Origin of the sequence: Leptospira sp. B5-022 (genome assembly GCF_000347035.1) — a bacterium.
Classification (GTDB): domain Bacteria; phylum Spirochaetota; class Leptospiria; order Leptospirales; family Leptospiraceae; genus Leptospira_B; species Leptospira_B cinconiae.
In genome coordinates, this window is record NZ_ANIJ01000022.1 from 90,301 (window position 1) to 102,570 (window position 12,270).

Here is a 12,270-nt window from a genome sequence, read left to right on the forward strand (position 1 = left end):
AGGGATTTAAGAAAAACAATCGCAAACTACTTTTTCCTTCTTAGGATCCCATCCGCCGGAAGCCTTACAAAGGCAACTCAAGTGCCCGACTTTTTGCGCGGAATATTTAGCTTCGAATACGAATTTTGCGAGCGCCTCCAAGAATGCAGGATAAATCCCTGGTGCCGGTATTCTATAATAATCGGAGATCCCATTTTGAAAAGCATGGTCTCGGATCTGGACTCCGATCTCTTCTAATGTTTCCAGATGATCGCTGATAAAACTGATCGGATAGACTGCGATCCTTTTTATTCCTTTTTGTCCTAACTCTTGGATCTTATCCAAGGTGTTAGGAGTGGTCCATTTGCTCGGCCCTACCCTACTCTGGTACGATAAATGAATTTGTCCTTGGTAACCTTTTTCTCTTAAGAGAGAAGTGAGTGCTTGTACATTCTTTTCGATCTCTTTTGTATAAACATCGCCTTTTTTAATTAGACGAAGGGGGATCCCATGCGCGCTAAATACGATATCCAAGTTTTGCCAGTCGGGGATCTGTTCTTGTTTTATATGTAAAAAATCTTTTTCCGGAAGTTTACCTTGGAAAAAATCCAAGATCAAGTCTCTGATGGATTCTAAATATTCTTTTCTGTCGGAGAATGGCCTGACCCAAAGCGGATTGGATGCAGGGCAATATCCTAATTGTTTTTCCAATAGCATAGCTGTGGATAGTACTGTTGATCTGGAAAAATGAGGGTATAAGGGCAGAAGTACCACTCCTTCTTTCGGATCGGTCCATTCGGAAGGGAGTTCTCTGATGTCCGGATACCCGCAGCACATTGCAGTTTTGATTTCCCATTTTTCTCCGGATTCTTCTAAAAGTTTTTTTAAACCTTCCGCTTGTTTTTCCGTTTCGGAAACAAGAGGGGAGCCTCCTCCGAATCCCATAGAAGCGTAAGTCTCTTCTACTTTTTTTGCTCTTTTTTCGGCGATCTTTCCGGCAAGTCTGATCCTGAAAAATTCAGGGAGCGGGAGATCGAATACCAATGGATCTTCGAAAAGATCTTTTAAAAATTTCGGGATTTCTGCAGCATTTCTTGGTCCCCCCAAGTTGATCAGAAGTAGTTTGTTTTTCATAAAAAGTGGCTAACCTGTAATTCGACTGAGAACTGTTTTGTGCTCAGGTAGTTTCTGTATCTTCCCGAATAATTGGACAATATATCGTCTCTACTTAAACCTCCGAAAGTCTGGAAACTTCCTTCTCCATACAATCTGTGTTCCGTTAATTTTATAAAAAATAGCCAAGAAGGCATAATATACCCTGCGCCTAAATGCGTTTCTAGTCCATAGCCTGACGTATCCCCGATGAAGTTTAAATTTCTTTGATAATGATAGTCCCTGAAATGTGAATACCAAACATTTCCGGAAATACTTGCTTCCAACATCCAAGTCCCATCGGAATATCTGTAACCGAATCCGAAAGGAATTTCCCAGGTGGAAATGGAGTAGCTGAGTCCTATTCCGATCGGACCATACGTCACAGGTGAGGTGGCGATCCATTGTATCACGTCGTATAGATAATATTTATAGTACGTATAATACGCCCCGCCTGTGAGATAAAGACCGGAGCCCGGTTTTCTGGGATCGGGGTTTGCGCCGCCGAAATATTTTCTGGCAAGGAAACCGATCCTATCGTCTTTCATTTTTAGTTTTCCTCTTCCGTCCGCAAAGTTTTGCGTCCCTGTGAACGTATACGGAGTATCGTAAAAACTTAGGTTTTGAAAATCGATCTTGTTCCCATTTTCACGACTCACACTTCCCAAAAAGAAATCCTCGTCCTTTCCTTCTCCCGTCCTCTTGTTCTTAAATGTAGTTCTGTATTCTAGATTGATCTCCCATGTCTCCCACCAATGTTTTAAACCTATACCTCCGTATTCGAACTCTCTATTATAGGTGATCCTGGATCCGGCTTTCAGGCCGGAAAGGTTTGGATACTTTGTGCCGGATTCGAAAATATGTTGCCCTCCATTTTCTCCATAGATCCCTGTGATGGAACTTCGGATCATCCATTCGGATAGAATTGCCTGGAATTTCGTTTGAGAAGTCCCCTCTATCGGGATTTTTGTTTCGGATTTTATCTCTTTAGGAGATTCGGGCTCGTCGGCAAATAGCGCCGTCGTGGCAAACAGGCAGAATAATGTGGCTATAATTCGAATTTGAATTTTCATTTCGTCCTAAAACAGGGGTGAAATGATTTCATCCCTAGCGGAATTCCTTTTCCGAGAAGAAACCTTAGCATTCTCCCCTCCCCTATCGTTTCAATTCGGTTTTTTCGCACTTAAACCTATATGAGACATAGGTTTTCTTGACAAATTCGGTCTAGCCCCTGATCTATTAACAGGGTCAAGGTCTGAAGTGAAAGCCAAAGTTTTAAGTGTGGAAGAAGTCCTCTCCGAATACGTTTTAAGTTCGGAAGATGAGTTCCTGGAGAAGGCCGAAAAATGGTCCCTGCCCAAAGACAATAAGGGCAAGTACAAGACTGAGGTTTTGGATAAGTACTTCTCCAAAAAAATAAAACATTCCTACGAATCGGTCATTATTGCGGTCTCTAATCAAAAAGGTGGAGAAGGTAAAACCACGGTTTCTATCTGTCTTGCGGAGGCGTTGGCAAAATCGGGGAAAAAAGTTTTACTCTTGGACTGGGATGCTCAGGCGAATATCACTCAGTTGTACGTGGGCCAAGCGGACAAATCCGTCTTTCATACTCTCGGGTATAAGGGAGAATCCAAAGTAGACGTTTCCGAAATTATCGTAAATCTTGCTCCGGGTTTGGATTTGGTCCCTTCTTCCATTCATTTGGCAAATTTTACTACTCCATACGAGAGAGACGACTTCGACCTTTTGAAAGAAGCTTTGTTGCCGATCCGTTCTTCTTATGAATATATTATAATAGATTGTCCTCCGTCTCTCGGCTTAATCCTGGAGAATGCCTTAATTGCTGCGGACCTTGTTTTGGTCCCGATCCAGACTCGTGCATTTAGTGTGCAGGGCCTAAAAGATCTTCACGGGACGATTGAAAAGATCCGAAAAAAAGCAAATCCTGGTCTTGGACTTTTGGGCGCTGTATTGAATCAGTATGAGGACTCAAGAGCACTTTCGGGGCTAGCGGAAACTGTCCGGAAATACTTTCCGGTATTTGATTCCGTGGTGTATAGAAGGGAGGCAATCCCTCAGTCCCAAGCAAAACGTAAACTTTTATCCGAATATGATCCCAAAGCGATGCAGATGTTTTCCACCTTGGCGGAAGAAGTGATGAGGAGAGCGAATGGCAAAAAGAGCTGATTTTGCGGGGCTGGATTTACTGACAGCTTTTGGTGGGGACGAATCCCTCAAAAAAGAAATACTTCTTTCGGATATAATTACGAACCCGGAACAACCTAGGGTATTCGGTAGAGAGGATGTGGGCGATCTTGTCGAATCGATGAAACGTTTGGGGTTGATAGAGCCGATCGTTGTCCGCAAGTTAGGTAAGAAGTTCCAAATAGTTGCGGGAGAAAGAAGGTTCCAAGCAGCAAAACTAATAGGTTGGAAATCCATTCCGGTTGTAGAGACCGAGGCTTCCGAAGACAGATGTTATGAGATCGCTTTGGCTGAGAATGAAAAGCGTAAAAGTCTGAATCCCTGGGAAGTAGGAAGGGCGATCCAGTTTTTAAGAAAGGAAAGAAAAAAAACCGCGGAAGAAGTGGGCAAAATCCTAGGTTATACGGAAAGATACGTAAAACAATTGAGTTCTATCGCGAGATTGGACCAAAAATCGGTTTCGGAATTGCTTAAAAGTGGAAACGATCTTTCGGTAAAAAATCTGGAAGCACTTCTGAAAAAGAAAGAAGGCCGGGGGGGTGAAACGATTTCACCCCGTAAACCCGGTGAAAGAATCACCTTGGACCTGAAACCTTTGACCGTCAAGAATAGGGAATCTTTCCTAAGAGAACTTTCCAGCCTAAAGAAAAAATACGGATTAAGCTAAGACATTTTTTTTCTCGTTGGAGAAAACGTGAAGGCTCTTGATCTTGTTCTCATACTACCGTTTTGGCGGGTTTTTATATCCGCCTCGGGTTTCTAATAAAGGAATAGAATGAAAATCGGAATCGTCGTTGGCTCCCAGCAAAAAGAATCTCAATCCTCCAAAGTAGGTGAATTTTTAAATTCTAAATTGAAAGAAATGTCCGTGGAAACTTGGACATTAGATCTCGGAAAAAATCCTCTTCCCATTTATGATTCCACTCAGACAAGCGACGATAAGGTCTGGTCCGGTTTCTGGAAACCTATCGATGAAAATTTAAAAAGTTCGGAAGGTTTCGTTTTTATCACTCCTGAATACGGCGGTATGGCGAGTCCAGCTATTAAGAATTTTTTCCTTCATGCGGGTCTTGTTCAGTTAGGTCATAAACCCGGGCTCCTTGTTTCCGTTTCTTCCGGTAGGGGTGGAGCTTTTCCGATCAATGAAATGAGGGCAAGCAGTTATAAAAATACTAAAATCTGCTATATTCCGGAACATTTAATTTTCAGGGATGTGGAACATCTCATCAACGGAGGAGAGCCTGTTTCTCCGGAAGATAGTTTTATCAGAGAAAGAAGTGTATTCGCTCTGAAAATCTTAGTTGCTTATGCGAATTCTTTGTCCGAGATACGTGAGTCAGGCGTGGTGCAGGATCCTAGATTTAAGAACGGAATGTCCTGATCTTGAGATCCTTTTTGCGGGTACTGTCGCGGCAGCGATGCGTAGATCTTTAGTCCGGGCTTTGCCCGGATGAGTGTAAACGAAATCGAAGCAGCGCGACCCGAGCAATAGCGAGTGGGGCCGCCCCCCAATTGTATTCGAAATCTACAATGTGACATAATTTTAAACTTAGCTCGCCGTTTTCTCTGCACTGGTCTTTCCTGGAAAATCGAATAGGGGAGGGGAGTTCCTTCTCCCGGAATTGGCTCAAAGATTATCTTTTCTAACCCGATGATATATTCTGAGAGCTTTCGGATCCCGATCCGTCGGTTAGGAAACGAAATGTTTCTAAGTCAAATAGGACGGACCGGATTTTTAGATGTTTCGGTCTAATTCGAAAGTTAGGAATTCATGAATAAAATTAATATCCAGGCCGGACAAATTATTTTTCGAGAAGGCGAGTTGAACAACTCGATGTACATCATTATCTCCGGGACAGTTGAAATATTTTTTACTCATAAAAACTCGGCCACTCGTCTTGCTTTGATGAAAAAGGGAGATTTTTTCGGTGAAATGGCCTTGTTCAGGGCTAAGCCGAGGACTGCGACTGCAAGAGCTGTGATGGATACGGAAATGGTTGCGGTGGAATCCAAACAACAATTGGAAAGATACCTGATCGCAAATCCTGAATTTGCCGCTAAGATGGTCAGGATCTTAGCGGATCGTTTGGCGAATACGAACGAACTTTTGATCTCTAAACTGAACGAAATTACTACAAAAGAAATCGAATATCAGATAGACGATAAGTGATCAGACGTAGGTTATACGATCTTTGCCTGCCGCTTTCGCTTCGTACAATTTTGCGTCCGTAAAAGAATATAACCGATTACTTTCATCCGCATCTCCCGGATATTCTGCGACCCCGCCGGATACGGTGACCTCTATTCCAAAATCGTTTTTAGAGGAATTACGCAAGTAGGTTCGGAACCTTTCGATGGCTACTTTCGCGTTTTCTTTACCGGTTTCGGGAAGAATGACGGCGAATTCTTCTCCTCCGACCCTACAGCTGATGTCTTCCGTTCGGAAGGCATACATCAGAGTTCCGGCCACCAATTTTAAGATATCATCCCCGAAGGAATGTCCCTTGGTATCGTTGATCTTCTTAAAATTGTCCAAGTCGAATAGGAATAGGCAGAAATTTCTATTATATCTTTTACTTCTGGTGATCTCTTTGTTTAGGACCAGATTGAAATATCTTCTATTATAGATCCCTGTCCCTTCGTCTATGACCGCGTTAAGGATGATCTCCTCAAAGGAATAGATGTCCACGATCTTCGGGTTTTCTATCAGTCGATTCTTTAGGTAAATATAATCTAGAAGGGCGACTACGAAGTTCATACTTCTGCCTAATTGTTTGCTTAAACCTTCCGCATGGGAATAGATCTCTTTCCACAGCGACCTTGCCTCGGATTCAGGTAGATCCAAATTTGCGATAATTCTGAAGAAGTCGGAGTAGAAATAATCGTCCTTCTTTCCCATTTCTTCGAATTTATTGGCAAGACTAGGAAGAGGAGCCTCCTTATCGTTTACGATCTCTAAGATTGCGGTTTTTCTTTCGGAGTTGATCTGGCCGAGACCCTTGAACCGGTCCCGCATTTCTATAAGTTCGTTTCTGGCGAGATTTGCCGTCGTTTCGTGGGCGTTTAAGGTCTGCTCCGCCGCTAGTAGTTCTTCTTCTCCCAGCTTGGAAACTCTTTCATAGAGTTCCAGCAGTTCCTTGAGTTTTTGGATTTCTTCTTCTTTTTCTTTTAGTTCTTCTTGTAGATTTCGCATTTTGGTTCGGGGTTATACGGAGTCGGGTAGGAACTCCTAACTTTCCGGTTTGTTATACAATACTTGCAAAATAATTCTTTTCCCACCTAGGGGTAAACCAATTTAATGAATTACTTGGCGGTTTCATTTATGTCCAAAGGTCCCGATAGGAAAAAAGTTATTATTACGGGAGCTAGCTCCGGTATTGGCAGAGAGCTTGCACTTTTATACGGAAAAGCAGGCCATGATCTAGCGATCACTTCCAGAAGAAAAAAAGTTTTAGAGGATCTTGCAAAAGAGATCCGCTCCTTTCAAAAAGGAGGTAAAGTGATCTTGGCTTCTTTGGATGTTTCCGAATCGGGAGATAATTTTAAAGTACTTCCGAAACTCGCTAAGGAGTTAGGAGGAGTGGATCTATTTATTGCGAATGCCGGTATCTCTACCAACTCTTCGTTCGGTCAAAAAAGTTTCGAAGCTGACAAGAAGGTGATCGATACAAATTTGATCGGACTCATGGCTGGCATTTCCTCTTTGCAGCCGATCTTTAGAGAACAAAAAAAAGGGCAGATCGTAGGAATTTCTTCCGTGGCTTCTTTTAGAGGCCTGCCAGGTTCGGCAAGTTATTCCACTTCTAAGGCCGCAGTTTCCACATATTTGGAAGCGCTTAGGGGAGAAGTCAGACAATTCGGTGTGAAGGTCACAGTCATTCATCCCGGTTTTATCGATACGCCGATCAATCAAAAGCTGAAATCCCGTCCTTTTCTTGTTTCCGCAGAAAAGGGCGCTAAAAAAATTTACGATAGGATAGAGTCAGGAGTTCGATCCGCCACTGTGCCTTGGTTTCCTTGGGCATTGATCGGAGTTCTGATGAAATCGATCCCAGAATTTTTATGGGAAAAGATCGGGCCTAGATAAAGGTTTTTGGTTATGGTAGGAACTCCAGATTCTTCAAATATTTACAAGATCCTCTTCGTATGTTTGGGGAATATCTGTAGATCTCCCGCGGCGGAAGGTGCATTTATCGATCTTCTGGAGAAGAGGGGCCTTTCTTCCTTATTTGAAGTGGATTCCTGCGGAACTTCTCGCTACCATATCGGAGAATTGGCCGACCCCAGGACCAGGCAAACAGCCCGTAAGAAGGGAATAGAACTCACTCATAAGGCGAGACAATTTAAAAGATCCGATTTTGAATATTACGATTTTATTCTGGCGATGGACAGATCCAACCATAAAGATCTGGGAGCACTCGCTTCGAATGAAGAAGAAAGAAAAAAAATTCATTTGTTCCGAAAGTTCCAGAAGGGCCAAGGAAAGGAATCCGAGGTTCCTGATCCGTATTATGGAACTTTGAAGGACTTCGAGGAAGTTCACCAGATCGTTTTCGAGGCGTCGGAAGGATTTCTGGAATACGTCTTGAGTAAAAATGGAGTAAAGAATGCCTAAGGGTGAAAAAAAGAAAGTAGTAGTAATCGGAGTGGGTTTCGGGGGATTGCAGGCGATCAAAAAATTATCCAAAGAAGAAGATCTGGAAATCATCGCTATCGATAAAAAAAACCATCATTTGTTCCAACCGTTATTATACCAAGTAGCGACTGCGGTATTGAGCCCCGCCGACATTGCGATCCCGACCAGATCCCTTATCGGGGACAAAAAGAACGTAACGGTCTATTTGGGAGAAGTGGAGAAGGTGGACATCCAGGCTAAAAAAGTCCATTTTCAAGGGCATACAGAAGATTACGATTATTTAATATTGGCCGCGGGAGCTAAATCGGGCTATTTCGGGAACGATCATTGGAAAAAATACTCGATCGGATTAAAGTCCCTTAAAGACGCACTTTCTATTCGCACTAAAATTTTAACCTCTTTCGAGCAAGCGGAACTAGCGGGAGATCCGGAAGTAGCCAAAAAACATTTAAATTACGTAATTATCGGTGGAGGTCCTACAGGTGTGGAACTTGCCGGTTCCATCGCGGAACTTTCTCATGAGATCGTTCGAAACGAATTCCATACCATCGATCCTGCCTTGGCAAAGATCACTCTGATCGAGGCATCTCCTAGGCTTCTTGCCTCATTCGCTCCTAAGTTAAGCGAGTTTGCGAAGATTCGTCTGGAAAAAAGGGGAGTGGAAGTTTTAACAGGAACCAAAGTCCTCGAAATAGATCAGAACGGAGTTAAGATAGAAGGAAGAACAATTCCTTCTTCTACCGTGATCTGGGCAGCCGGAGTGCAGGCAAATTCTATAGGAGCTACCTTAGGAGTTCCTACTGATAGGATGGGAAGAGTAATGGTGGATGAGTTCTGCAATGTGGAAGGTCATCCCGAAGTTTTTGTTATCGGTGATATCGCGAATTATTCCAAAGGTTTGGAAAAACCTTTACCTGGAGTCTCTCCGGTAGCAATGCAGCAAGGTAGATATGTTGCATCTTTGATTCGCGGGGATCTGAAATCTAAAAAAAGAAAACCTTTCCATTATTTAGACAAAGGAAGTATGGCGACTATCGGGAGGCAGGATGCAGTCGCCCAGGTCGGACGTTTCAGACTGAGAGGGTTTTTCGGCTGGGTAGTTTGGTTATTCATCCATATTTTCTATCAGGTAGGATTTAAGAATAAGATCTCTATCTTTATCACTTGGGTTTGGTCTTATATTACGTTTCGTGCAGAAGCAAGATTGATCCAGGACGAGGTTGAATCCAATTCAGTCGGGTCTTCTCAGCCGAATTAACGCTGAAAATAATCCTTGAATAGGCCGTACATAATAAAAGAATAAGTTCGATGCGGACAGATCTTTGGAAAGGCAAGACAATCGTAATTACCGGAGGATCTTCGGGGATAGGAGAAGCTTTATTAGAAAGTTTGTCCCAGGTTCCTTGCAAGATTATCAATCTTTCCAGATCGGAACCGGAGTTAGTTCGTAAAATTTCCAAGAAGAAGGAAAAACGACCTGCTGAAATTTTCCACATCCAAGCGGATCTTTCTTCCGAAAAAGAGATCAATAAAGCCGTCGCTAAGTTGGCGAAACTGACGGACGGCGTCGATGTTCTTTTTAATAACGCCGGCATAACCGCTCATTCCAGATTCGATCAAACTCAAATTGAAGCTTTTAGGAAAGCGTTTGAAGTGAACTTTTTCGGCCCCGTCTTCCTTACAATGAGACTTCTTCCCTTCTTAAAAAGGAATAAAGGGGCGGTTATGGTTACGTCTACAGTCAGTGGGCTATACGGGATACCTGCAAGAAGCGCTTATTCTTCTTCCAAATCCGCATTACATGCCGTTATGGAATCCGCGCGTATAGAACTTTCGGAAGAAGGTTTGCGTTTTATCATATTCTGTCCTCCTTATACAAAGACAAATCTAAGAGCGAGCGGTATAGACGGGGACGGCCAGAAACTGGGAGAACCCCATTACTCCGGAAAGAGTAAAACTCCGGAGGAAGTTGCAGAAAAGATGATCCTCGCGATCGAGGATCCAAATTCAAGGCTTGTGGTAATGGATAAGAGCGGGTGGTTCGTTCAATGGATGAGGAATATTTCTCCTTCGTTTTTGGAAAAGGTATTATACAAAAAACTTTATAAGGACTTTCATTAAAGGACTGAAGTCTATATGGAAACTAGAAGTATTATTAAAGAATTCAAATATGATTTTCCTTTGGAAAAAGTCTGGAGTGCCGTCACGGTCAACGAAGAGTTGATTCATTGGTTAGCCGATAAGGTGACAGGGCGTCCTAAACTTGGCGGTACTTTTTCCTGGACTTGGAATCTAGGGCCTGAAGGAGAACTTACGTCTACGGGTATTTATAAAAAAATAGTTCCTTTCCAAGAGTTAATACTTCAGTGGCAAGACCATCCCGCAGGTGATATAGAACTCAAATTAGAGTTCGAAAAAGACGGAGATTCCACTGTTCTTAAACTCACTAACTCAGGATATCCTATAGGAGAAAAATTCGACCATTGGATCGAGGCCGCCTCCGAAGGCTGGGACGAAGAAAGTATGCATTTGTTACAGTATCTCAGGAAGAACTAAGGGTTCTAATTAACCTAGGATCTTGTTTTTATTTTCCGCTTGAACTCTCGGGTCCCTAAAAAAAGATGACATTAGAGCCCCGATTATAGGGTGTTCGCGGTCTTTTTCTCCATGAGAGACCAAGGCTAGCGAGCTGCTTTTCAAGGCGGTATACAGTGAACTTTCCAGAACTAGACTCTTATTTCCAAAGTCTTACGGATATCACGGATACGATTTCGATTTTAAACTCTCCGTACGATTCCGAATTCGACTCAGATATCACTAAGATGGAAAACTTCTTTAATGATATCCAATCCAAAAATTGGCTCACCACAGACAAAGAATACTTTAACTTATTTACCAGCCACTTCTCCTTTCATATCAAAATAGTGGAAGAGATCGTCCGCGAAGCGAGGGAGATCCTACATCCCGAGCGGCGTATGCATGTAAAACGTTTGGTAGGATACTGCAAAGCCACCGAAGAATGGCTGACAGATCTTCAAAAACGCCGCAGAGCTACCGAAACTCTCGCAACTGCTTGATATAATCTATTGACATCCCCGGTTCACCGGGGAGTCTTGAGTTCGTGTCCGAGAACGAACGTCCGCAGAACGAAAAAATTAATTTTTTCACCCATCCGTTTCTATTTTATCCCGTACTTCTTTTTATATTCATATTTGCCATAGATAAATTGTTCTTTTTGGATAAGGTCAGAGACTACGTAAAAGTAGAATTAACCTATATCTATTACGACGTTAAGCAGGATCTCTTAGAGGAGATGATCTCCAAGTTCGGCAAGAGCGCGGGGAAGAAGTCCGATAAAAAATTAGTACTTCTAATGGGCTCTTCCAGAATGTTGTATTTCAAGAACGAGGAGATCCTGGACTTCTATCCGGATTGGGAAGTATATAATCTTTCGTCTGCGGTGACCACTCCCGCCTATTATCTCTATTTTCTCGAAAGATTATTCGAAGCGGGCGTCAAGCCGGACTTTCTGGTTATGGAAGCGGATCCTTTCCAATTTAATGCAAACAGTACTACATTCAAAAAATCGAATTTAGCGAATAGTTTCGATCTTAGATTCGTTCTTTCCAATGCATGGGACCTAGGTAAGGAAAACGTAAACTATTATCTGGGAAATTATTTCTTCGGAGTGAGTAAGAACAAGCCGTACCTGACGAATGTATATTCTCACCTTACGAATAAAAAATTCGAACAAGCGGATCTGATCAAAAAACTGACCATAGAATCTCTGCATCGAGACAAGGGGAATGCGATCTCTCCTGCCGGCGGTTTTATGGAGAAGGACTTCGGCAAATTGGAAGCAAGTTCTATCCGTACGATCGGTTGGATCTACCCTAAATATTCACCCTCCGAAATGCAATTTTCCTTTTACGAAAAGATCCTGGATAGAGTGACAAAAGAAAGAGTTCCTACTTTGGTGGTCCGTCCGGAAGTTTCTCTACCATTGGAGAATCTTCTGAAAGAACTGAATATCCCGGCTCCTTGGTGGGACAGGATACGTCCCATTAACCAAAAGTTCGGGATCCCTATCATCGATATGGCGGAAGCGCCCGACTACGAGTGTAATACTTTTGCGGACAGCGGTCATATGGCTGTGGACTGTTATCGTCCATTCTTACGTTTTTTAAGAATGAGATATCCAAGAGAGTAATCCGGCTTTCATTCTCTACTTTTCGCCGGGGAAAGGAGGTTGACGAGAAGAATTGTCTGCCTTAATTTTGCTTCGTTAGATTTTCCCC

Annotated in this window: 14 protein-coding genes; 11 read left to right on the plus strand and 3 right to left on the minus strand. The window is 42.8% G+C overall.

Annotation, left to right across the window (positions count from 1 at the left end; genetic code table 11):
• Positions 1–6: 6 nt before the first annotated feature.
• The gene (gene hemH, locus LEP1GSC192_RS10745) at positions 7–1,113 is read right to left on the minus strand and encodes a ferrochelatase (protein ID WP_020769948.1); all 1,107 of its coding nucleotides are present in this window, start codon (positions 1,111–1,113) and stop codon (positions 7–9) included.
• Positions 1,110–2,204: a putative porin gene (locus LEP1GSC192_RS10750; RefSeq protein ID WP_020770028.1), complete on the minus strand. Its 1,095-nt coding sequence runs from the start codon at positions 2,202–2,204 to the stop codon at positions 1,110–1,112. Before LEP1GSC192_RS10750 ends, hemH begins: the two co-directional genes overlap by 4 nt.
• A 187-nt stretch (positions 2,205–2,391) precedes the next feature.
• Here LEP1GSC192_RS10750 and LEP1GSC192_RS10755 point away from each other — a divergent pair, with 187 nt between their 5' ends.
• From LEP1GSC192_RS10755 to LEP1GSC192_RS10770, 4 genes are all read left to right on the plus strand, one after another.
• Entirely contained in the window at positions 2,392–3,318 is a 927-nt protein-coding gene (locus LEP1GSC192_RS10755; protein ID WP_020770072.1) for a ParA family protein, read from the plus strand.
• Positions 3,302–4,003: a ParB/RepB/Spo0J family partition protein gene (locus LEP1GSC192_RS10760; RefSeq protein ID WP_020770026.1), complete on the plus strand. Its 702-nt coding sequence runs from the start codon at positions 3,302–3,304 to the stop codon at positions 4,001–4,003. The genes LEP1GSC192_RS10755 and LEP1GSC192_RS10760 overlap by 17 nt, the downstream gene beginning before the upstream one ends.
• A 108-nt stretch (positions 4,004–4,111) precedes the next feature.
• A complete protein-coding gene (locus tag LEP1GSC192_RS10765; RefSeq protein WP_020769973.1) occupies positions 4,112–4,717 on the plus strand; it encodes an NADPH-dependent FMN reductase in 606 nt (201 codons plus the stop codon).
• Positions 4,718–5,107: 390 nt separating this feature from the next.
• Complete coding sequence (locus LEP1GSC192_RS10770) at positions 5,108–5,506, plus strand: cyclic nucleotide-binding domain-containing protein (RefSeq protein ID WP_036089790.1); 399 nt, start codon at positions 5,108–5,110, stop codon at positions 5,504–5,506.
• On the opposite strand, the gene LEP1GSC192_RS10775 is transcribed toward LEP1GSC192_RS10770, so the two are convergent.
• On the minus strand, positions 5,507–6,529 hold the full coding sequence (locus LEP1GSC192_RS10775) for a GGDEF domain-containing protein (RefSeq protein ID WP_020770048.1): 1,023 nt from the start codon (positions 6,527–6,529) through the stop codon (positions 5,507–5,509). It abuts the gene before it with no gap.
• 129 nt (positions 6,530–6,658) lie between these two features.
• Here LEP1GSC192_RS10775 and LEP1GSC192_RS10780 point away from each other — a divergent pair, with 129 nt between their 5' ends.
• From LEP1GSC192_RS10780 to LEP1GSC192_RS10810, 7 genes are all read left to right on the plus strand, one after another.
• Positions 6,659–7,423 (plus strand): SDR family NAD(P)-dependent oxidoreductase, encoded by a 765-nt coding sequence (locus LEP1GSC192_RS10780; protein ID WP_036089864.1) that lies wholly within the window; start codon positions 6,659–6,661, stop codon positions 7,421–7,423.
• 12 nt (positions 7,424–7,435) lie between these two features.
• Complete coding sequence (locus LEP1GSC192_RS10785) at positions 7,436–7,951, plus strand: low molecular weight protein-tyrosine-phosphatase (protein WP_020770123.1); 516 nt, start codon at positions 7,436–7,438, stop codon at positions 7,949–7,951.
• Complete coding sequence (locus LEP1GSC192_RS10790; protein WP_020769952.1) at positions 7,944–9,230, plus strand: NAD(P)/FAD-dependent oxidoreductase; 1,287 nt, start codon at positions 7,944–7,946, stop codon at positions 9,228–9,230. The genes LEP1GSC192_RS10785 and LEP1GSC192_RS10790 overlap by 8 nt, the downstream gene beginning before the upstream one ends.
• Positions 9,231–9,280: 50 nt before the next feature.
• Positions 9,281–10,093: an SDR family oxidoreductase gene (locus tag LEP1GSC192_RS10795; RefSeq protein WP_020769976.1), complete on the plus strand. Its 813-nt coding sequence runs from the start codon at positions 9,281–9,283 to the stop codon at positions 10,091–10,093.
• A 15-nt stretch (positions 10,094–10,108) separates the two neighbouring features.
• Positions 10,109–10,528 (plus strand): SRPBCC domain-containing protein, encoded by a 420-nt coding sequence (locus LEP1GSC192_RS10800; protein ID WP_020770105.1) that lies wholly within the window; start codon positions 10,109–10,111, stop codon positions 10,526–10,528.
• 155 nt (positions 10,529–10,683) lie between these two features.
• The gene (locus tag LEP1GSC192_RS10805; protein WP_020770129.1) at positions 10,684–11,049 is read left to right on the plus strand and encodes a hypothetical protein; all 366 of its coding nucleotides are present in this window, start codon (positions 10,684–10,686) and stop codon (positions 11,047–11,049) included.
• A gap of 44 nt (positions 11,050–11,093) precedes the next feature.
• The gene (locus tag LEP1GSC192_RS10810; protein WP_020769923.1) at positions 11,094–12,182 is read left to right on the plus strand and encodes a DUF1574 domain-containing protein; all 1,089 of its coding nucleotides are present in this window, start codon (positions 11,094–11,096) and stop codon (positions 12,180–12,182) included.
• The last annotated feature ends 88 nt before the right edge of the window (positions 12,183–12,270 follow it).